The sequence below is a fragment of the Streptomyces sp. NPDC045021 genome, assembly GCF_056432645.1.
The window spans coordinates 1-20,888 of the sequence record NZ_JBWKIQ010000015.1 but is presented as its reverse complement, the minus strand read 5'-3'; the positions used below and the strand labels follow the sequence as shown (position 1 = coordinate 20,888).

General features: G+C 67.5%; 19 protein-coding genes and 3 pseudogenes. 12 read left to right on the top strand and 10 right to left on the bottom strand.

Translation table 11 applies throughout. The features are described 5' to 3' along the window. Window positions 1-142 precede the first annotated feature (142 nt). Together AC07DC_RS34240 and AC07DC_RS34235 are read left to right on the top strand one after the other, a co-directional pair. Complete coding sequence (locus AC07DC_RS34240; RefSeq protein WP_478918402.1) at window positions 143-1,864, top strand: ABC transporter transmembrane domain-containing protein; 1,722 nt, start codon at window positions 143-145, stop codon at window positions 1,862-1,864. Continuing rightward, window positions 1,861-3,609, top strand: a complete 1,749-nt coding sequence (locus AC07DC_RS34235) for an ABC transporter ATP-binding protein (protein ID WP_478918401.1) — start codon at window positions 1,861-1,863, stop codon at window positions 3,607-3,609. Before AC07DC_RS34240 ends, AC07DC_RS34235 begins: the two co-directional genes overlap by 4 nt. Before the next feature lie 210 nt (window positions 3,610-3,819). Here AC07DC_RS34235 and AC07DC_RS34230 read toward each other — a convergent pair whose 3' ends face one another. The 3 genes and pseudogenes from AC07DC_RS34230 to AC07DC_RS34220 form a co-directional block, all read right to left on the bottom strand. Continuing rightward, entirely contained in the window at window positions 3,820-4,440 is a 621-nt protein-coding gene (locus AC07DC_RS34230) for an L-threonylcarbamoyladenylate synthase (protein WP_478918400.1), read from the bottom strand. Window positions 4,441-4,544: 104 nt separating this feature from the next. Beyond that, a pseudogene (locus tag AC07DC_RS34225) lies at window positions 4,545-4,658 on the bottom strand (transposase); the annotation flags it as partial. Between the two features lie 81 nt (window positions 4,659-4,739). Continuing rightward, the gene (locus AC07DC_RS34220) at window positions 4,740-5,720 is read right to left on the bottom strand and encodes a zinc-binding dehydrogenase (RefSeq protein ID WP_478918545.1); all 981 of its coding nucleotides are present in this window, start codon (window positions 5,718-5,720) and stop codon (window positions 4,740-4,742) included. A gap of 409 nt (window positions 5,721-6,129) precedes the next feature. Here AC07DC_RS34220 and AC07DC_RS34215 point away from each other — a divergent pair, with 409 nt between their 5' ends. Further along, window positions 6,130-6,597 (top strand): hypothetical protein, encoded by a 468-nt coding sequence (locus AC07DC_RS34215; protein ID WP_478918399.1) that lies wholly within the window; start codon window positions 6,130-6,132, stop codon window positions 6,595-6,597. Then, window positions 6,594-6,746 (top strand): annotated as a pseudogene (locus AC07DC_RS34210) (IS982 family transposase); the annotation flags it as partial. The gene AC07DC_RS34215 and the pseudogene AC07DC_RS34210, both read left to right, overlap by 4 nt. Before the next feature lie 689 nt (window positions 6,747-7,435). On the opposite strand, the gene AC07DC_RS34205 reads toward AC07DC_RS34210, so the two are convergent. The 4 genes from AC07DC_RS34205 to AC07DC_RS34190 all read right to left on the bottom strand — a co-directional run bounded on the left by AC07DC_RS34205 (window position 7,436) and on the right by AC07DC_RS34190 (window position 10,618). Next, window positions 7,436-7,939: a DinB family protein gene (locus AC07DC_RS34205; protein WP_478918544.1), complete on the bottom strand. Its 504-nt coding sequence runs from the start codon at window positions 7,937-7,939 to the stop codon at window positions 7,436-7,438. A gap of 2 nt (window positions 7,940-7,941) precedes the next feature. Next, window positions 7,942-8,343: a VOC family protein gene (locus AC07DC_RS34200; protein ID WP_478918398.1), complete on the bottom strand. Its 402-nt coding sequence runs from the start codon at window positions 8,341-8,343 to the stop codon at window positions 7,942-7,944. A gap of 148 nt (window positions 8,344-8,491) precedes the next feature. Beyond that, on the bottom strand, window positions 8,492-9,442 hold the full coding sequence (locus tag AC07DC_RS34195) for a virginiamycin B lyase family protein (RefSeq protein ID WP_478918397.1): 951 nt from the start codon (window positions 9,440-9,442) through the stop codon (window positions 8,492-8,494). 360 nt (window positions 9,443-9,802) lie between these two features. After that, window positions 9,803-10,618, bottom strand: coding sequence for a dienelactone hydrolase family protein (locus AC07DC_RS34190; RefSeq protein WP_478918396.1), 816 nt, complete (start codon window positions 10,616-10,618; stop codon window positions 9,803-9,805). A gap of 97 nt (window positions 10,619-10,715) precedes the next feature. Between AC07DC_RS34190 and AC07DC_RS34185 the strand changes: the two genes are divergently transcribed. Continuing rightward, a complete protein-coding gene (locus AC07DC_RS34185; protein ID WP_478918395.1) occupies window positions 10,716-11,726 on the top strand; it encodes a GlxA family transcriptional regulator in 1,011 nt (336 codons plus the stop codon). A 205-nt stretch (window positions 11,727-11,931) separates the two neighbouring features. Continuing rightward, window positions 11,932-12,594 carry a maleylpyruvate isomerase N-terminal domain-containing protein gene (locus AC07DC_RS34180; protein ID WP_478918394.1) on the top strand — a complete coding sequence of 221 codons (663 nt, stop codon included), beginning with the start codon at window positions 11,932-11,934 and terminating at the stop codon, window positions 12,592-12,594. 122 nt (window positions 12,595-12,716) lie between these two features. On the opposite strand, the gene AC07DC_RS34175 is transcribed toward AC07DC_RS34180, so the two are convergent. Further along, window positions 12,717-14,018: an alpha/beta hydrolase family protein gene (locus tag AC07DC_RS34175; RefSeq protein WP_478918393.1), complete on the bottom strand. Its 1,302-nt coding sequence runs from the start codon at window positions 14,016-14,018 to the stop codon at window positions 12,717-12,719. Window positions 14,019-14,407: 389 nt separating this feature from the next. Here AC07DC_RS34175 and AC07DC_RS34170 point away from each other — a divergent pair, with 389 nt between their 5' ends. Beyond that, window positions 14,408-15,142 (top strand): hypothetical protein, encoded by a 735-nt coding sequence (locus tag AC07DC_RS34170; RefSeq protein ID WP_478918392.1) that lies wholly within the window; start codon window positions 14,408-14,410, stop codon window positions 15,140-15,142. 223 nt (window positions 15,143-15,365) lie between these two features. Here the strand turns inward: AC07DC_RS34170 and AC07DC_RS34165 are convergent, their stop codons facing one another. Beyond that, a complete protein-coding gene (locus AC07DC_RS34165; RefSeq protein WP_478918391.1) occupies window positions 15,366-16,490 on the bottom strand; it encodes an NADH:flavin oxidoreductase in 1,125 nt (374 codons plus the stop codon). 532 nt (window positions 16,491-17,022) lie between these two features. Between AC07DC_RS34165 and AC07DC_RS34160 the strand changes: the two genes are divergently transcribed. From AC07DC_RS34160 to AC07DC_RS34140, 5 genes and pseudogenes are all read left to right on the top strand, one after another. After that, entirely contained in the window at window positions 17,023-17,583 is a 561-nt protein-coding gene (locus AC07DC_RS34160; RefSeq protein ID WP_478918390.1) for a dihydrofolate reductase family protein, read from the top strand. 257 nt (window positions 17,584-17,840) lie between these two features. Then, window positions 17,841-18,428 carry a pyridoxamine 5'-phosphate oxidase family protein gene (locus AC07DC_RS34155; protein ID WP_478918389.1) on the top strand — a complete coding sequence of 196 codons (588 nt, stop codon included), beginning with the start codon at window positions 17,841-17,843 and terminating at the stop codon, window positions 18,426-18,428. A gap of 132 nt (window positions 18,429-18,560) precedes the next feature. Next, complete coding sequence (locus AC07DC_RS34150) at window positions 18,561-19,058, top strand: SRPBCC family protein (protein WP_478918388.1); 498 nt, start codon at window positions 18,561-18,563, stop codon at window positions 19,056-19,058. Window positions 19,059-19,299: 241 nt separating this feature from the next. Next, window positions 19,300-19,443, top strand: a pseudogene (locus AC07DC_RS34145) (IS1380 family transposase); the annotation flags it as partial. A gap of 189 nt (window positions 19,444-19,632) precedes the next feature. Then, window positions 19,633-20,061 carry a DUF4265 domain-containing protein gene (locus tag AC07DC_RS34140; RefSeq protein ID WP_478918543.1) on the top strand — a complete coding sequence of 143 codons (429 nt, stop codon included), beginning with the start codon at window positions 19,633-19,635 and terminating at the stop codon, window positions 20,059-20,061. A gap of 147 nt (window positions 20,062-20,208) precedes the next feature. On the opposite strand, the gene AC07DC_RS34135 is transcribed toward AC07DC_RS34140, so the two are convergent. Further along, entirely contained in the window at window positions 20,209-20,670 is a 462-nt protein-coding gene (locus tag AC07DC_RS34135) for an N-acetyltransferase family protein (protein ID WP_478918387.1), read from the bottom strand. Window positions 20,671-20,888: the final 218 nt, after the last annotated feature.

Here is a 20,888-nt window from a genome sequence, read left to right as displayed (position 1 = left end):
ATACAGCTAATTTGAACGTGTTCAATAAAGCGGGATTGTGGCTGCATCATCGCCGGTGCACCGGCGTTGGAGATTTCGTGCCGTCGCCGGTAGCGTCCCCCTGGCTGCCGGGCGCCGACCTGCTGGTGGCTAGGGTGCGGGCATGGCCGACACCTTTTGCCCGCCCGCTCCGAAGGAACTCAGGAGCCCCCTACGGTTCCTGCTGTGGCTGGTGACCAGCCAGCGGCGGCGGGTCACCGCCGGGGCGCTGCTGGGCAGCCTGTGGATGGTCGGGCTGGCCGTTCCGCCCTACCTGCTGTCCCGTGCGATCGACGACGGGCTGCGGGCACGGGACAGCTCCGCGCTGCTGGGCTGGACCGCGGCGCTGTTCGTCATGGGAGTGGTCAACGCGGTCGTGGGTATCCTTCGCCACCGGACGATGACGAAGGTCCGCATGGACGCGTCGTTCCGCACTGTACGAGCGACCGTACGACAGGCCACGGTGCTCGGCGCTGCCTTGCGCAGTCAGGCCGGCGCCGGTGAGGTCGTCGCCATCGGGATGGGAGACGTGCAGGTGATCGCCATGTCCCTGACCGTGATGGGGCCGGGTGTGGGGGCTGTTCTCGCCTATCTCGTCGTTGCGGCCCTGCTGCTGTCGATCTCACCGGTGCTGGCCGTGGTGGTGCTGGCGGGGGTGCCGCTGCTCGCTGTCACCGTCGGACCGTTGCAGCGGCGGCTGCTGGGCGTCGGATCCGGATACCGGGAGCGGCAGGGTGCGCTGACCGAGCTGCTCGTCGATGTGGTGACGGGACTGCGGGTCCTGAACGGTCTCGGTGGCAAGGACGTCTACGCGTCCCGCTACGAGCGCCGGTCCCGGGAACTGTGCGAACAGGGCTACCGGGTGGGTGCCGTGACCAGTTGGATCGGCGCGCTGGCCATCGGTCTGCCGGCACTGTTCCTCGCGCTGGTCACGTGGCTCACCGCCCGGATGGCGGCCGAGGGTTCGCTTGCCGTAGGCGACCTCGTGGCGGTGTACGGATACACCGCCATGCTCGTCACGCCGGTCTACGCCTTCATCGAGGGCGGCGCCGACGTCGCCCGGGGTCTGGTGGCCGCGCGGCGGGTGATCGACTTCCTGGGCCTGCGGCCCGATCACCATCACGACACGGGCCGGCTCGATGCCCCGCCGGGGCCCGCGGTCCTGCACGATCCCGCCTCCGGCGTCCAGGTGCCTCCCGGCGCGCTGATCGCGTTGATCGGTGACCGGCCGGCCGACGCGCCCGCCGTGGTGGAACGGCTCGGCCGTTTCACCCCCTCGGACGCCGAATGGGGCGGCAACCGTGTCGATGCGATGGCGCTGGACCAGCTCCGGGCGCGCATCCTGGTCGCGGACAACGATGCCCATCTCTTCAGCGGGACCCTGCGCGACGTGGTCGCCGGAGGGCAGGCGATCGACGACGAGGCGATCCTGGCCGCGATCGGGAACGCCGCCGCCACCGACATCGTCCAGGCGATGCCCGAAGGACTGGACTCCACGATCACCGCGCAGGGCGCCAACCTTTCCGGTGGCCAGCGCCAGCGACTGCGGCTGGCCCAGGCCCTGTACGCGCGACCCGAGGCCCTGCTCGCCGTCGAGCCGACCTCCGCCGTCGACGCGCACACCGAGGCCGCGATGGCCGCCGGACTGCGCGCGGCCCGTACCGGCCTGACCACCGTGGTGACCAGTACCTCGCCGCTGGTCCTGGAGCAGGCGGACACGGTCGTCTATCTCGTGGGCGGCCAGGTCGAGGCGACCGGCACCCATCAGGACCTCCTGCACACCCGAGCCGACTATCGCGCGTTGGTCTCCCGGGGCGCCGAAGAGGAAGAGGAAGTATCCCGATGACCGCTCCGCTCCCCGTCGCCGACACCGGGCACGTCCGTCGCACCGCAGGCACCGACATCGCCGTGGAAAAAACCGCGTTCGCGGGAATCCTTGCCCTCAACGCTCTCGCCGCAGCTGCCGGACTGGTCGGCCCCTGGCTGCTGGGCACCATCATCAACACCGTCAAGGCATCGACCGGCCCGGACAGCGTCGGCACCGTGGACCGGCTCGCCCTCGTCATCGTCGCCGCCGTGCTGGTCCAGATCGTGCTGTCGCGCTCCGCACTGCTGCTCGCCGCCCGGTTCGGCGAGCGTGCCGCAGCCCGTATCCGCGAGCGGTTCCTGGCCCGCGCTCTCGCGCTGCCCCCGACCGTTGTCGAGCACACACCCACCGGCGACCTGGCCGTACGCGGCACCACGGACGTCGACGCCGTCGCCACCGCGCTGCGCACCACCGCACCCGAGGTGCTCATCGCCACGACGCAGGCGCTGTTCATCATCGGCGCGGTACTTGTCCTCAATCCGCTGCTGGGCGTCTGCGGACTGTCCTGCCTGGCCGTCATCGTCGTCGTCACGCGCTGGTACCTGCGCAGGGCGCGTACCGGCTATCTCGCCGAGGGCACGGCCAATTCCGAACTCGCGGAAATGCTGGCCACGACCGCCGGCGGCGCCCGCACGGTCGAGGCGCTGCGGCTGCGGCAGCAGCGGTTGCACGTCGCCGAGGCGGCCATCTCGAAGGCCAGAAGCGCCAGGCTGCATACGCTGTGGCTGCGTTCGGTGTTCTTCCCTTCCGTGGACATCTCCTACACGCTGCCGGTCGTCGGCGTGCTCCTGGTCGGAGGCGCGCTCTACAACCACGGCGCGGCCGACCTCGGCGAGGTGGTCGCGGCCGCCGTCTACCTGCGCCAGCTGATGGGACCGCTGGACACCGTCCTGCTGTCGGTCGAACAGCTGCAGAGCAGCATGGCGTCGTACGCCCGGGTGGAGGGCCTGGCCGCCGTCCCCGCGGGCCGCCCGGTCCCGACGACGGTCGAGCCGGCCAGTGACCGCATCGAGGCCGTCGCAGTCACCTATGCGTACCCGAACCTGGGCGACGTCCTGCACGGCATCGATCTCGACGTCCAGCCCGGCGAACGGCTCGCCATCGTCGGACCATCCGGTGCGGGAAAGTCCACACTCGGCCGGCTCCTGGCGGGCATCGACCGGCCCGGCACTGGCCGCGTCTCGGTCGGCGGCGTACCCGTCGCCGACCTCCCACCGGACCGGATGCGCCGCCAGATCGCCCTGATCACCCAGGAACACCACGTCTTCCGCGACACCCTGCGGAACAACCTCATCATCGCGGCCCCGTCCGCGACGGACCTCCAGCTGTGTGCCGCGTTGGAGGCGGTGCATGCCACCTGGATCGACGACCTGCCGTCCGGTCTGGACACCGATCTCAGCGGTGGCGCCCACCGGCTGGACGAGCCACAAGCACAGCAGCTCTCCCTGGCCCGGGTGATCCTCGCCGACCCGCACACGGTGATTCTCGACGAGGCGACCGCCCTGCTGGATCCGGCCGCGGCACGCATGACCGAGCGTGCCCTTGCCGCCGCCCTCCAGGGCCGTACCGTCATCGCCATCGCCCACCGTCTCCAAACGGCCCACGACGCGGACCGCATCGCCGTCATAGAGTCCGGCGTCCTGACCGAACTCGGTACCCACGACGCACTCGTCGCGGCCGACGGCGGCTACGCGGCGCTGTGGCGATCCTGGCACGGCGACTGACCGTGGCGGGTAGAAGCGACTGCCGCCAGGCATTCAGCACCCGCGGCGAGTGCTGACGAAGGCACCGGACGGACGCTCGGGGGCGGGGGGGATGGCGGTGGGTCGACGTCGACCGGCGGCGGCTCTGGACGCGCGCTCTCCGGGCACCTTCGCCGACCCACGGGCTCGGCTACGCACTGAGCAGCAGCTGTCCGGGGGCAAGACGCGCGGTTACTCGAATCGTGTGGGGTCGCCCGCCCCGCGGCGGAGGATCTCGGTCTCGCCGCTGGAGAAGTCGATGACGGTGGTGGGCTCGGTGCCGCAGTCGCCTGAGTCGACCACGGCGTCCACCACGTGGTCGAGCAGTTCTTTGATCTCCCAGCCCTGTGTCATCGGCTCCGCCTCGCCGGGCAGCAGCAGGGTGCTGGAGACGAGCGGCTCGCCGAGTTCGGCAAGCAGCGCCTGCGTCACGACGTGGTCCGGGATGCGCACGCCGACGGTCCTCTTCTTGGGGTGCTGCAGCTGGCGCGGTACTTCCTTCGTCGCCGGCAGGATGAAGGTGTAGCTGCCCGGTGTCGCCGCCTTGATTGCCCGGAACACGTCGTTGTCGATCTGTACGAACTGCCCCAGTTGCGCGAAATTCTGGCAGATCAGAGTGAAGTGGTGCCGGTCATCGAGGTCCCGGATGGACCGGATGCGGTCGATGCCCTCGCGGTTGCCCAGCTTGCAGCCCAGCGCGTAGCAGGAGTCCGTGGGGTACGCGACCAGCGCGCCCGACCGAATGCTGTCAGCCACACCGCTGATGATGCGCGGCTGGGGATTTTCGGGATGTACGTCGAAGTATCGTGCCATCGGGCAAGACTAGGGCGCTTCTTCGGATCGGTGTGCCAGCCGAAGGGGGACCTCGGCAAGGTTGACCTGCTGCGCAGAGTTTCCGATCTGTCCGAGTCGGGCAGGTCCCGCCAGGGTGAGCCGATGCGTGCCCGCCACCGGATGCCGTTGAACACCTGCCGCCGATCCCGGGGCGGACGCCCCATCGCCGGGATCGGCGGCAATAGCGGCTTCAGCCGCTCCCACTGTTGGCCCTGTCAGGTCTCCACGAGCCACGCCGAGATCGTTCCGCCGACCTGGATCAACGCTTCGAACAGGCCCTAATGCCGGACACGGACGACGAGTTTGCCGGTGGCGCGGTCATGCTCCATGTCGTCGTGGGCCTGAGGCACTTGCTCCAGGCCGTCGTAGACGCGGTCCACGGGGAAAGCCAGCCGGCCTGCCGCGACCGCGTCGAGGATCTCCTGGAAGGTTTCTCGGGGCAGATCGGCGGCGTCACCGAAGTAGCCCGCCAGGCGCACACCTCTGGGCAGGTACTCGTTCGGGGAGAAGTCCCGTACCGTCCACTGATTGGACAGACTGCCGCCGAAGCAGGCCGTGCCGTGCACGCGCACCGCGCGCAACGTGTCGGGCAGGGTCGGCGTGCCGACAAGATCAAGGGCGGCGTCGACACCGTCCGGGTACAGCTTGCGCACGGCGGGCGCGACCTCGCCAGTGTCGAGCAGAGGGTGGTCGACACCGTGATCTTTCAGCGAGGTGAGGCGGTCGGCCCGCCGGGTGGTGGACAGCACCGTGGCGCCGCGCCATGCGGCCAGAGCGGCGGCGGCCAGGCCCACCGAAGAGGTGCCGCCGCGGATCAACACAGACTGACCGGGCTTCAGGTCCAAGCCGATGGTGAGCGAGCCGTTGGCGGTCTGCACCATCTCCGGCAGGGCGCCCAGCACCTCCCAGGGCAGGTCGGTGTCGACGGGGATGACCTGCGACAGCGGCACCGAAGTGTATTCGGCATAGCCGCCGTCGAAGGTGCGCCCCATGTCCCCCATCATGGCGACGACCTTCTGCCCGCGAGCCAGCCCGCTGCCGGGCGGGGCCGCGTCGACGGTGCCCGCGGCCTCGATACCCGGTACCCGGGGAAAACTGACACCCACGCTCACACCCAGCCGCAGCTTCAGCTCCGAGCGGTTGAGGCCGAACGCCTCGACGCGGATGCGCACCCAGCCGTCCCTCTCGGGCGGGAGAGGGAGCGTGGCCAGCCGCAGGTTGTCGACGGGGCCAGGGGCGGAGAGTCGAACGGCGCGCATAGTGGCCGGCGAGGACGTCATGGGCCTGCCTTCTTCCCGAGCTAGGAGAGTCGATCAGCGGTCGTCAACACGCAGCCGCTGCGGCTTCATTCCCGACTCTCCTGGGCCACCGGGGTGTTCGACTGGGAGCGGTACAAGGCCCGCCACCGAATCGAGTGCCGGATCGGGTTGTTGCGGCAGACCAGGGGCGTTGCGAAGAGGTAGGACAAGCTCGCCGCCGCCACGAGGCGTACATTCAAGTCACTTTTCTACGGCCGTACCCGTGAACCCATCGAACGCACTTCAAACACGCCCTCGATGATCAATTCCAAGGGATGAAAGCTACGACGCAACCGCTACGATCAGGCATGGGATGGGGGAGCGCTGGGGGTGGGCTGTGGGTGGCATAGCGAGCCTCGGACGCCGGGGGATGCTCACGCTCGGCGCGGTGACGGCGCTGGCAGCGTGTACGTCGACTGCGAAAAGCGCAGACGGTGCCACGGTCCGCACAGACCTCGAACCTCTGAAGCGTCGGTTCGCCGCGCTCGGCGCGATGTCCGGCGCGCACTGGCTCGGGACCGCGATGGGCACCGATTCGAGGATGTCCGTTCCCGCTCCTACCGAGGTTCGAGTAGTGGGATCCGCCCAGTTGAGAGCCGGTACGGTCGCTGCCATCACGACGCCATCCCAACGAAGTTTTCATCTCGAGATGCCAAGCCAATGTCCGGTAGAACTGGCCGAGTTCATGCCCAAGGGCGCCAGGTGGGTTCGGAGCGACTCTTTCGACCGTGAAATGACGGGTGATACGTACACCGGCGTGTTCTATCTTGATCCGGGCACGGACACGGCCTACTTCGACACGCTCAATCCGCGCGTTTCCACCAGTTCGGGTCCGTGAGAACCGACGACCTGCTGAAGGCCTCGCCGCAGCTCCCTCCGTGGCAGCCGAGAATCGACATCGCCCCGCGGTTGAGTGACGCCGCATTGGTGACGCACACGATGATGCAGGACATGCTCGGGTTCACCTCCGAGGCCAGATGGCTGCGCCTGCACACACCCGCCGGCGTTGTCACCCGCGTCAAGGTGGCAGTCCTTCTCACCCACGATCAGCAGTCACAGGGCCCGGAGTTTGCTGACGGCCGGCTCGTGCCCGAGTACTGGGACGCTCCGCAGCTGCCCTACCCGGGTCCGTTCTGGCGTGTCCTGCTCCAGCAACACGCGGCGCTTCCAACGGTGGAGCCCGAACCGTCCGTATGCCCACTCCCGCTGACGCTTCGGCCCTTCGTGGACACCCCCAACCCGCGCGGCATCGGAGCCCAGACGTTCAAGGCGGGCGGCACACCCTCCTGGGCGCAGGATCCCGAGTACTACACGTGCGTGTGCGGCGCCGATCTGGAGTACCTCTGCCAGGTTCCGGAAGGCATGGAATTCGCCGTCCATCCTGGCCAACCAGAGCAGCCCTACAGCGTTGGGGCCGACACCTACGGACTGTTTCTTAGCAACTAGGTCTATCTGCTGGCGTGCCCGCCCACTGCAATCCGGCGGCGGTCTGGCCAGTGAACCAGAACTGAGATCAACGCATCACGGCCTGCACGATCCCGTCCGCGCCCTCACGGCGAACACGTCAGCGCATGTTCCGTGGATTGACTACGGGACAGCCCTTAAGGCTGTCCCGTAACTCTGTTCAGGTCCCTCGGGAACGCGTCGATCTCAGCGGCAAATGCTGCGAGGCGGCGCTAGGTCAAGACCATCCACCGTCGGCCGTCGATGAGTTCACGTGCTGCATCGAGGTGGCCGGCGTGGCATGCGGTCTCGGTGATGACGTGCAGCAGGACGTCTCGAAGGGTGTGTAGGTGTGGTTCGCCGAAGAGGTGGTGGGGCCACCAGGCCACTGCGGTATCCGCAGGCGAGGCGGTGACAGAAGCGTTCGCAAGGTCTATCTCCCGGCGATACCGGTCGATGACCTCGGCGGCCGGTACATCGGCCCCCACCTGCCAGGCATCGTCGATCTCGTCCAGGTCGTGGATGACGCCCTTGTCCCCGGCGAAGACGGCGCGGAACCAGAACCGCTCGACGTCCAGCGCGAGGTGCTGGACGAGTCCCAGGCAGCTCCATCCGGACGGCAGTACGGGCCGCCGCAGCGCGTCGTCGTCAAGTCCTTCGAGGATGCCGCAGACATGGCGCCGTTGTCCGTCCAGGGAAGACAGGAGCGCTCTGATCTCGGGGTCCGTTGGGGTCATGGTCACTTCGCGATCTCCCAGATGTGGCCGCCGGGGTCCTGGAAGCTGGCGGTCCGTATACCCCAGGGCCGGTCCATCGGGCCGTTCAGCAAACGCACGCCGCGTGCCACCAGCTCCTTGCACTTCGCATCCACGTCGTCCACCGGGAGGGTGAGCTGGATTCGGGATCCGGCCTCAGGGGCTGCCACGTTCGCGGGATCGATGAGGTCGTGCGCCGCAGTGGCCTTCAGCAGGTTGATGATGGTGTTGCCAAAGTCGAAGACGGCCGAGTTGTCGTTCTCATAGCGCAGAGGCAGTCCGAAGGCCTCCTGGTAGAACCGTTTTGTGGCGTCCAAGTCCTCGACGAACAAGGTGATGGCGCTGATGCTGGTGGGCCACGCGGGATCGTTTGCCTTATCGGTCATGGCTGTAAAGGATCTACGAGCGATCCAGCCGTGTATAGAGGGCGGCCGGAGGATTGTGGTGGCGAAGCGCGGCCAGGCAGGCCCGGGTGCCCGGCTGCCCCGGGGGTGCTCTCAGCTCCACCCGGGCCAGCCCGACTGCAGGGGGTACTCAGTTCCACCCGGGCCGTGTGCTCGTCGGCGGGAACGCGAGACCGGTCGGCGTGTTGAGGCCGGTGGAGGGAAGCGTGACCTGCCCGCCGCCCACCTCCCGGACTCGCACCACCCGGTTGTTGAACGCGTCGGCCACGTAGAGGCCGCCGCGGCTGTCGAGCGCCAGTCCCAGCGGATCGCTCAGACCGGTGATGGGCACCGTGCTCTGCCCACCACTGCCGGCGGCCACTTTCACCACGCGGTTGTTGCCGCTGTCGGAGATGTAGAGGTCACCCTTGGCGTTCAGCGCCAGCCCGGTCGGCTGGGAAAGGCCAACGGTGGGCACGGTGGTCTGACTGCTCCCGTCCGCGGAAACCTTGACGACCCGGTCGTTGACGAAGTCGGAGATGTACAGCTCCCCATCGGCCTTCAGCGCCAGTCCCCAGGGATGCAGCAACCCCGTGGTGGGGACGGTCGTCTGACCGCCGCCGGCGGATACCTTGACGACCCGGTCGTTGAAACTGTCGGCGATGTAGAGGCTGCCGACGGCGTCGACGGCAAGCCCCAGCGGGCGTGACAGGTCGACGGTGGCCACAGTGGACTGCTGCCCGCCATTCGGGGCCAGCTTCACCACCCGGTTGTTGCCGGTGTCGGAGACATAGAGATTTCCGGCGGCGTCCCACGCCATACCGGTCGGACGGACCAGGCCGTCGAACGGAACCGTCGCCTGACCGCCCCCACCTGCGGGCAGCCTCACCACCCGGTTGTTGCCGTAGTCGGACACGTACAGCGGCAGGCCGGCGGGCCGGCCTGCGTCACCGGCCTGCGTCGCGTCCGCCGATCCGATCGGCAGCGCACAGAGCAACAGCAGCCCCGATACGGCCGCCAGCCGCCGGGTCCACCCCCTGTTCGTGCGGCCGGCAGCTGCCGAAGGTTCGCCCGTTCGTGCTCCCGCTGTCCTGCGTTTCACGACTCACCCATCTGTTCTGGCGGTCGGCCCGTCGCCGTACCGGCCTGCGGAAACGGTCGGCACCGCGCGCATGCATGGAACGGCGCCGTTGCTATGACGGGCGGTCGCCGACGGCCGACAGGACCGTCGGACGCCCGCTCGGCCCGTCAACCGCCGACCCTAGGAAGCAGTGCCGGGGGAGTGCGGGAGCCACGCCATCGGCCGACGCGGCGGCCACTCCAATGCTCCGCGCCCCACGGTCGGGAAGCGGGGCCACTCGTCCGAACCCCGGACCATCCGCACGGGTCCGACAGCCGATCCCCGCGAACGTGACGTCGTCGTCTCAGCGCGAGGTGCCGGAGCGAGAAGGGCTGATCCGGGTCATGCCCCGAGTCGCTCGACGAGGAAGTCGATGATCTCGTTCTTGGCCTGCATGGTGGGGTGACCCTCCTGGTCGACGAGGTGCGCTGTGACGACGCTGTGGGCGCACCCGACGATGTCCTGGAAGAAGGGCGGAGGGTTTGGGTTCGCCGTCTCGGCCTTGAGTACGCGGCCGTCGAACGCGTCACCGAGTAGCGCCTGGTAGGCCGCGAACCGCCGGCCGGTGCACCACGTGTCGTTGTCGAAGCGGTAGGCGAGAACCTTCAGTCCGTCTCGCGTTATGCGTTCAGCCACGGCCGCCGCGTCCTCGTCGCTGATCTCCAGAGCGCCGGGGTCGTCGAGCGGAAGCGACGGATGGTTGACCACGGGCGCGATGACAGCGGATTCGAGCGCCATGGTCAAGGCGAAGTTGCCGGTGAAGCACAGACCGACGGCGCCGACGCCAGGCCCGCCGCACTCGGCGTGCGCCAGGCGGGCGAGGCCGCGCAGCCAGGTGACGACGGGGCTCGTGCCGCCACCGGCGAAGGCGCGGAACTCGGCGCTGACACACGCGCGTCGAACGATGGTCTCGCGTGCCTCCGCGAGCGGATAGGCGCCGTCGACGCCGAAAAGAGAGGGTAGGTACACAGAGAGGCCGGCATCGCGTACCCAGCGTGCGAACCGTGCGACGTCGGGGCTGATACCCGGCATCTCGGGCATGAGGATGACGGCCGGTCCTGACCCGGCGACGTACACGGTCTTGTCGACGCCATCGACGCTGACGGTCCTGCGTGAGAAGTCGTCCAAGGGGTCGCTCTGTCCTCGCATGATGGTCATGACCGAGATGATGATGCGTGGCCGCTGCCCGGAGAAGTGGCGGCATCGCCACCTACCCCGGTAATATCGCCATCCGTCAAATCGTCGGAGGGACTGCATGAGTCCGCTGCGCGTTGGGGTGCTGGCCTACCCCGGGTGCTTCGCGTCGGAAGTATTCGGAGTCCCGGACCTCCTGACGATGGCCACCCATGTCGCCGCGGCGCAGGGGTTGCTACAGCCGGCCTATGAGACGTCGGTCATCTCGCCCCGGCGGCGTGTGATCGCGTCCGGGGGCTCGGCCATCGACGTCTCGGCGGTTCGCCCCGTCGACGTCCTGATCGTGCCGGGTTTCGAGCTGTCGCCCACCCTCGATCTCGACGCCACACTCGCCGGCCTGGGACCGGAAGTAGCCGCGATCCGATCACAGGCGGCTGCGGGGACCGCTGTCGTATCGATTTGCGTGGGTGCCTTTTTGGTCGCTGAAGCCGGCCTGCTCGGCGGGCGCGAAGCGACCACGTCCTGGTTGTTCGCGGATCGGTTCGCCCGCAGGTACGCCGATGTGCGCCTGCGCCCGGAGAGGTTGGTCGTGACGGACCGGGGTGTGACGACCACAGCGGCGTTCAGCGCCATGTACGACTTCGCGCTGCACTTCATCCGCGAGCACGACGGGCCCCGCGTCGCCCGCAGCACCGCGCGGATCGCGCTGGTCGATGATGCGCGCTCCACGCAGGCCCCCTACGTCGACCCGGGGCTCATACCCACGGTGGGCCGGGAGTTCTCGCTCAGCGTCAAGCGGTGGCTCGACCAGAACCTGAGCGCCCGCTATGACCTGCCCGTCCTCGCCCGGGAGTTCCACGTGAGCACGAGAACCATGCTCCGTCGCTTCGGCGACGAAACCGGCCAGACGCCACTCGCGTACCTGCACACGGCCCGGGTGCGTCGAGCCAGATACCTGCTGGAGACGACCGACAGGGCCGTCGCAAGCATCGCCGCCGACGTCGGGTACCGCGATCCTGGGGCGTTCGGCGGCATCTTTGCCCGGCACACGGGCCGACGGCCGAGGGAGTACCGCGCGATATTCCATCGTCGGTGCGACCAGCACGAGCCAACCCGACGAAAGGAGACGTGAGACCTGCCCGCGACGGCAACCGGCGCGCCGTCCCCGGGGTCCCACATCACCCGGCACTCGCATTTCGCGGCGACCACACGTCGCCCGGTGGGCGCCGGCGGTGTGCACGACACGACACCCGCGAGGGCCTTGCGTGGCTGGTGGTGGGCGGGGTAGGTCAGGTCAGACATGGGCCAGGGTCCAGTGGCACGAGCGGGAGGGCACGATGGAACCGGTTGTGGGTCTGACGTCTGCATACGGGGCATTCGCGAGCGTGGTGGAGACACTCGGTGACGAGGAGTCCTGGCGCCCCAGTGGCTGTGCCGGCTGGGCGGTTCGAGACCTTGTTTTTCATTGCCTCGCTGACGCGCAGCGTGGGTTGGTGGCGTTGCATACGCCCGCTACGGGACGGGCGGACCGCGATGCCGTCACCTACTGGTCGGACTGGCAGCCGGACACGGTCGGGGCGGCGAACGGGCGGAGGTACACGCGAGTGTGCGCGAGCATGTTTCTGCGGTTCGAGCAGTTGCGCGACCTGTACCTGGAAACTGCCGCGGCCGTCGTCACGGCGGCTGAACGCGCCGATCCGCGGGCGCTCGTCGGTACGCAGGGACATGTGCTCACCTCGGGCGACCTGTTGGCGACGCTCGTCGTTGAAGCCACCGTTCATCATCTCGACCTGGTCGCGCACCTCTCCTCGGCTGCGCCGCCGGCGGCCGAGGGTCTGGTGTGTGTACGGGCCACCCTCGACGGGCTGCTGGGCCGTCCGGTCCCGGTGGACTGGAGCGACCAGCACTACGCGCTCGCCGCCACCGGCCGGATACCGCTGACGGCGGTGGAGAGAGACCAGCTCGGTGCGGACGTCGACCGATTCCCTCTCTTCGGATAGCAGCCAGAGCCGCAGGCGCGAGGCCGACCTGCTGATGGACGACCACGGACTGCCGGCCGCTACAGTGCCGGCGGGTCGTTGGTCAGCCGGCCGTGGCGTGCCCTTGCCCTGCCCGCGGGTCATCAGTTCACGAACTCCATGTCCGGGTACTGGTGTGACGGCCCGTCCAGGAGGTGCTCGCACCGCCCGCGCAGCCAGTGGTCGAAGTACGCGGAAACGTAGGCTTCATTGGTGCGGATCGCGGTGGCCGGGGCGATGGTGCCGATGTCCTTGCTCTGGGTGGTCGAGGGCAGCCGCAGCTGCGGGAGCAGGGCTTCCGCGTCCGTGAATGACGCGTGCTCCGAACCGCGCAGCGTGAGCTGGCGCGACCAGCCGGGTGTGTGGGCGCGGAACGCCTGCCAGCCGGGGCCGGTGTCCGTGGTTCCGTCCTTGCCCATGAGCAGGAACGGCCGGGCAAGCCCGTGCTCGGCGACCGGCATGAGGCTGCCGTCGAAGTTGGTCAGGTTGCCGTCCATGTTGATGCCGGCGCTGATCTGGGGGTAGGCGTCCATCGCCATGGCCGCGGCCGTGCCGCCCATCGAGTGGCCGAACATGCCCACGTTGGACAGATCGAGCGCTCCGGCGAGGCCGGTCGGCAACATCTGGCCGTCCACGTCGGGGTTCTGACCGGTGTTCAGCAGCCGCAGCTGGTTGAGTACGAAACCGGTGTCGTCAACCCGGATCCCGAGGGACTTCGCGATGAACGCACCGGGGTCGGTCGGCGTGATCATGGTGGTCAGCGAACCATTCGGGAACTGCACTTCCGATGACTCGTAAGTGTTGTCGACAGTGATCACGACATAACCCCGGCTGGCGAGATCCGTTACCAGGGTGGTGCCCCAGGTCCGGGGTTCGCCGAGCCCGGGGGAGTAGATCAGCACCGGTCGCTTCCCGTCCCGGTCGGCGACCGGAGCGCCCTGTACCGCGTGCGTGACGGTCCCGGCCCAGTTGATCTGCCCGGTGGGCAGGTCCATGCCGAGGTAGTCGTTGGTGGTCACGGTGTCGAAGTGCGCGGCCGCGCGGGGCAACATGTACGGGGCGGGTGGGTGACCGGCCGCATGCGCCGTGGGGTAGTACACGCTGACCATCAGCTCGCGGTACTTCCTGGCCTTCTGCCAAGGGCTGGGCCGGGTGTGGTCGACCAGATGCAGGGGCACCTCGCCGACCTGGTACCTGCCGGTGGGGGTGGGCAGGCTCAGCGGACCCGGGTCCGCACCCGGGTTCCGGTCCGGGTGCGCGGCGGGCGCGGGTGCCGTGGCGGCCTCGGTGGGAACAACGGCGGTCAGGGTGCTGATCGCGATGACCGCGCAGGTTGCGGCGGCCCGCAGGACAGGACGCCGGGTGGTGCGGTGCTTGATCGTCTGCTCCTTCGTCATATCGTTCATGCTGATGGATCATGAGCTGCTGGCACCATCGGGCTATCCCGAGTGTTTCGGGTGGGGATGTCCCCGAGAGCGTCCTCAGCGGGCCCCCTTCAACACCACCTCTGCCGCGTCAAAGACAAGAGGTGGAGGCCGGCCCCATGGCCCGGAGCACTGGAGTGATGCCCAGCCTGTTACCCGTGCGGTGCGGTGCGGTGCGGTGCCGTGCCTTCCGGCCCGGCGCCGTCGGCTACGGCGCTCGGAACGAGCCGCGGTATCGGCCGCGCATCGGGCTCCAGTCCGCAGGTGCCCGCATGGGATCGGCACCCTGACCGTGTGTCAGGGTGGGCTCAGGGTTGTGCGGGGGGCGCCCCGGACGTCGTGTGACAGCGTCCGAAGCCAAGCTGTGCGTCATGACCCGAATGAAGAGTCTCACCGTCGCTCTCGCCGCCACCGTGACCGCCGGCGCACTGACACTGGCCACGGCCACCGCGTCGAACGCCGCCGCGCTGCCGCCCAAACCGTCCGATCCTGGTATACCCACATCCTTCGACTACCGCGACTGTCCCCAGCTCCCGTCGGGCGCCGATCCCTCCGCCTGGCGATGCGAGGTGATGGTCGCCAACATCCGCCTCGCAGCCAGCAGGATCCCCGCTGTCGAAGTGCCGTTGACCGTCACCCATTCCGAGGGCCCACTGCCCGACGGCACCACCGGCCAGGTCTTCGGCGCGATGCACGCCCAGTCGGTCGCCGTTCCCGGCAGCCCCGGTCTCAAGATCCAGCCCGAGTACGGCGGTCACGCCGACTTCATCGGCAACGGCACCATCCGTGGCTCCATCGACATCAAGCTCCGCCTCCAGTACCCGGGCTCGCGGCGGACCTGTGCCATCGGCTCCGACCATGCGCCGCTGACCATCACCTCCACCGCTTATGGGCCCACGCAGTGGGTGTCCCAGCAACCGCCGATCATCAAGGGGGAGATGTATGACAGCACGTTCGCGGTACCTGGTGTGAACAGCTGCGGCCCGATCGCCGACCGGCTGCTGGACCGCGAGTTCGCGCTGCCGTCACCAGTCGGCCGCAATCAGTTCTCGATGGTCGGCTACTACAGCTTCCGCACCCACGCGGAGCTGACCGGTCAGGAGTGAGTGCACGCTTCGCAGGGCCGGATCTGAGATCACTGCCAAGACGCACAGCGACCTTGGGTGGCAGGGACCGGCGCGCACCGGCCCCGGCCCAAGGCCTCGGGGGCGATGGACGGGGCCGCCTCGTGCAGCAGGTCAGGGGACATTGTCGTGCTGAGCGGGACCTCGGCTCAGCTGAGCCGCTTCAACTGACCGACGTCACCTCACCGGCGTCACCTCACCGACGTCAGCTGAGCGACTTCAACGACGCTGCGTCGTAGGCCCCCAGCTCTCCGAATCGACCGTCCAGCACCTTCGCCGCCCATTCCGGGTCCTGGAGCAGTGCGCGGCCGATGGCGACCATGTCGAACTCGTCGGACTCCATGCGGTCGAGGAGGTCGTCGATGCTCTTGACGGCGGCGCCCTCGCCCTGGAAGGCCCTGTGGAAGTCGCCGTCCAGGCCGACCGAGCCGACCGTGATGGTGGGCTTGCCGGTGAGCTTCTTCGTCCAGCCGGCCAGGTTCAGGTCGGCGCCGTCGAACTCCGGAAGCCAGTAGCGGCGTGTGGAGGCGTGGAAGGCGTCCACGCCGGCCTCCGCCAGCGGGGTCAGGATCGCCTCCAGCTCCTCCGGGGTCGCGGCGAGGCGGGCGCGGTAGTCCTGCTGCTTCCACTGCGAGTAGCGGAAGAGTATGGGGAAGGAGGGGGAGACGGCGGCGCGGACCGCGGCCGCGATCTCGGCCGCGAACTTCGTACGGGCCACCGGGTCGCCGCCGTACGCGTCGGTGCGGCGGTTGGTGCCCGCCCACAGGAACTGGTCGATCAGATAACCGTGCGCGCCGTGCAGCTCGACCCCGTCGAAACCGAGGCGCTCGGCGTCGGCAGCCGCCTTCGCGAACGCCTCGACGACGTCGTCCAGGTCCTGCTGCGTCATCGCCTTACCGGTGACGTCGGCGCCCTCCGTGCCGATGCCGGACGGGCCCACAACCGGGGCGTGCGGGTACGGTTGGTCCCCCGCATTGCGCACCATGCCGATGTGCCACAGCTGCGGCACGATCGTGCCGCCCGCAGCGTGCACGGCGTCGGCGACCTTCGCCCAGCCCGCCAGTTCCGCCTCACCGTGGAAACGCGGAACGCGGTCGCTCTGCCCGGCCGACTCATGACCGACGTACGTGCCCTCGGTGATGACGAGGCCGACGCCTGCGGCTGCGCGACGGGCGTAGTACGAGGCCACGTCCTCGCCAGGAACACCACCGGGGGAGAACTTCCTGGTCATGGGTGCCATTGCGATCCGGTTCCGGACGGTCAGGCCGTTCAGCGAGACCGGCCGGGACAGGATGCGGGCCGCGCGGTCGGCAGAGGCGGTGAGGGTCACGAGGGCTCCATGTGGGACGAGGAACAGTAAGAGCAATGAGAAAAGGTGCATAACGGCAGGTATGTGCGCATGCATCAATGCCCCTCATGGCAACCGATTCGCCCGCCGCGGGATTCCGCCACCGCGCCCATACCTCGCTGTGATCCTCGATACAGCCAGGTGAGAAGGTGCAGGCGGAACCTGGAATCCGCAACCTACGCGACGGGACAGCGGCCGGGCGTCGAAGCGCGTCGATGCGGGGCCTGCCGCACCGCCAGTCCGCACCCAGAGGCCGGGATCCGCCTCGTCAGAAGCGGACCGGTCGGCCCCGGTCGGTCCTCGCTGCGCTGCAGGGCAGGGGCGTTAGATTGACAGGCGACCGGAAGTCACTCCTGGAGCAACGTCATGCCGCTGCTCACATCGACGAAGCGCGGGACCGTCGGGCCTGCGTCGGAACCGCGATCTGAGCGTGTGCAGCAGGGTGCGGAGCCGGTCGGGGCGACGGTCGGGACGACGGTCGGGACGACTGAATTGTGCGATGAGGAGACCCATTATGGGAAAGCTGATCTATTCCGCGATCGCCTCGCTCGACGGATATGTCGAGGACGATCAGGGCGGGTTCGAGTGGGCGGCGCCCGATGAGGAGGTGCACGCGTTCGTCAACGACATCGAGCGGCAGATCGGCGTCTACCTCTACGGGCGGCGCATGTACGAGACGATGGTGTACTGGGAGTCCGTGGACACCGGCAGCGATCAGCCGGCGGTGATTCGCGACTTCGCGCACATTTGGCGGGCGGCCGAGAAGATCGTCTACTCCCGCACGCTTCAAACGGTGTCCAGCGCGAGAACACGGATCGAACGCCACCTCGACGTCGATGCGCTTCACCGGCTCAAGGAGTCCTCAGAAACCGACATCAGCATCGGTGGTGCCGAGCTGGCCGGCCAGGCAATGGCCGCCGGTCTGGTCGACGAGCTGCACCTCCTTCTCGTACCGGTCGTCATCGGTGGCGGGAAGAGGGCGCTGTCGGACAACGTCCGCACTCAACTCCAACTCATCGGCGAGCGCCGATTCCCAAGCGGCGTCGTGCACCTCCACTACCGCATCAGCGCCTGATCCAGGCACCGACGCGACACCGAGTACGTATACGTAGGTGTCTTGTCGCCCCGCGTCCACCTTGCAGGTCGACCTGGCACAAGTGGTCTTGGTGCCGGCGCCAAGTGGGCTGCTCTTCCGTGCGCTGCCGAACCCGGGCGCTGCAGACCGAGTTGGAGCCGCCCCGATGTCCCGACGCCGGACCTCCGTTTCCAAGACTCGGGATCCGAGGAACATTAGTTAGACACGCGAAGCATTGTCGTGAATAATCTTTAGGTATGGGAAAGACCTACGAACGTATCGACGGCAGACTGCGCACGTTCATCGAGGCCCAGCCGATGTTCTTCACCGCGACCGCCCCGATGGCGGGGGACGGTACGATCAATCTATCGCCGAAGGGGCTCACGGGCTCGTTCGCCGTCCTCGACGAACAGACCGTCGCCTACCTCGACTTCGCGGGTAGCAACGCCGAGACCATCGCCCACCTGCGCGAGAACGGTCGGATCACCGTGATGTGGTGCGCCTTCCAAGGGCCGCCCAACATCGTCCGGGTGCACGGCCGGGGCGAGCCCGTCTTCCGCGACGACCCGCGGTTCCCGGGGCTCCTCCAGCACTTCCCCGACATCGACCCCGCTCTGCACGGGTTGCGCGCGATCATCGTCGTGAATGCCGAACTCATCCGGGACACCTGCGGATACGCGGTGCCCAACATGTCCTACGACGAGGACCGTGATCTGCACGGCAAGCGGTTCGGGCGCGAGGACGACGCCTCGCTGAGCGCGTACTTCGCCAAGAAGGAGTACATAGAGCACAGCATCGACGGCCTTCCCGGACTTCCGCTCCCGCTGCCGCCGAGTACCTTTTAGTACTCCAGCCGTAGATCTTGATCTTCGTTTGTCCACACAGCAGGCGATGATCATCGGTGGCCGTACCTGTCTTCGCATCGCCCCAGACCAGCGAGATCGCGGCCTATGGCTGGACTACTTAAGATAGGTGCGGTGGTCAATCTCGAGGCCTTCGGTTGGAGGAGGTTCGTGATGGCGCACGATGGCGGGTTGAGGCTGCATCTGCAGCGTGTCCTCCGCGCACCGCGCTCGGTCGTATTCCGAGCCTTGACCGAACCGCAGGAACTGGCCAAGTGGTGGGGCCCTGACGGATTCATCACCCCGAGTGTGGAAAGCGACCTTCGGCCGGGAGGTGGATATCGGATCGCGATGCAGCCTCCGGAAGGCGATCTGTTCTACCTGGTGGGGGAATTCGTTGAGGTCGACCCGCCGGCACGCCTGTCCTACACCTTCCGGTGGGAGGATCCCGATCCCGAGGACCGGGAGACGTTGGTGACGCTGTCCCTTCGCGATATCGGCGGTAGGTGGGCCGAGTTGGCCTTCAGTCAGGGCACCTTCGCCACTGAGCGGCGCCAGGCTCTGCACGAGGAAGGCTGGACTCAGAGTCTCAACAAGCTGGAGGAGCTGATGTCGTCGGCTGCGTCGGCCTGAGATCGTTACCGCAGGGGAGGGGCCCTGCCGGTGGCCGCACATGTCTTCGCATCGCTCTGACCAGCAAGATCGCGATCTACGGCTGGAGTAATCACCTTGGGCTTTCACCATGAAGTGGTTTCCGATAGGTGGCGGGGAAAGAAGCACTTCCCTGGTGAAGAAAAGGGTCGGGTCGTATCCGCCAGCCCGCGTTGAGGGCGTGGCCGCTCGGTGGTCTCGCAGGCCGGGTCGGTACTGCTGGTCGCTCGCGGCCGCTCTGGGTGGGGGGTGTCTCGCGGACGCGGCGAGGCTGCGGGCCGAACCCGAAGTGTTCGGCCCGGTGGTCTTCGATCCGACCATCTCGCGTCGGATCGACACGCTTGCCGCCGCCGGGCCGAAGGCCTTGGCGGTCGCATATGCAAGTGACTGTCGCGGTTTTCCCAGGATAATTCCAAAGTTTGAATGCAGCTGGCCATGCTGTGGCCCGCGGCAAATCCATTCCAGATTAGTAGTGGAGAATATCTTGCAGGTTACGATTGGCGGAGTTACATACGTCAGCCACGAGGCCCCTGTATGGAGGGGTGAGAAGAACTATATGGCGATGCTGGACCTCACTCCGTCCGACCTTCCAGGAATGCTCGAGCAGATTTGGCTTCGTGAGCTCGACGCTGAGGGTGGCTATGAGGTTTGTTGTATCCCATTTTACGCCTACGGTCTGGCGCTGGGCGATGTGGTGGGAAAGAGCGAGTCGGAAGCCGTTGACCGATTGATCAGAAGATCGGGTCGCCGTGTCCTTCGGGTTCTTTTTGGCGAGCCGCGACCCTTGGTGGACACTCGATCTGCGCTGCTTCGGGCTGTGGACTCCGCAGGGCTCTTGAGCGAATGGAACGACGATCGTCATGTCGCCATTGATGTACCAGACATCTCGATGATGCAGACGATCTTCGACTGTGTTGAGGGGGAGATCCAGAGCGGAACGGCTTTCTGGGAGTGGAGTGACTCCAGGAATTTCAGGCCTGCCTGATGGATCTACCTCGCGGCTCTCCAATCGTGATCACCACCGTCGGTGCGCGATCGTCGGAAAGCTCCTTAATCAACCCTGTGAGCCCCACAGGTGATCCGGCACGAGAAGGTCCACAATCCCCATTCCGATACAACGAACGACCCCTCGTCAGTCCACCTCCCGGTCGTCTCGTTCGATGTAGCGACGAAACCCTTGCGCAAGGGCCTGAAAGCCGCACGACTCGTAGAAGCTGTGGACGTATTCGTCGTCGGCGGCCAGCAGCTGCACCTTGTAGCAGTGGGCCGACTCACCCAGCTGCACGACAGCCTTCATCAGCTGGCGCCCTACGCCGCGCCGCTGAAAGGCGTCCGCAACCACGACGTTCTCCACGAAGAGGACGGCCCGACCACCACGGGTGAGATTCGGCAGGACCAGGCAGTCCGCGGTGCCGACCACGGCGCCGTCAGTGTCGGCCACCAGCACAGTTCGCCCTTGCTGACCGGAGATGGCCACCCATATGGCATCGGCCGCCTCCTGAGGCAGCGGTGCATCGTCAGGATTAAGCTCGCCGTAGAGAGCCAGCAGTGGCGACAGGTCCGCTCCGACAGCTGATCGCACAGTGATCTTCATGCGCCGAAGCATAAACCGAGGGAAACAGTCCAAGTCAGAGCAGTAAGAGACCGATCAAGACGACGACTAATAGCGGGCGGGCGGCTGGTACGAAAGCGGGTGGTGTCGCAGCGATGAGTCTGCGGGCGCCCACCGGTCTACCTTGCGACCGGTACATCCAATTCATTGGGAGCATGGCATGGGTCTCATCCACATTGAGCTGTTCACTACCCTCGATC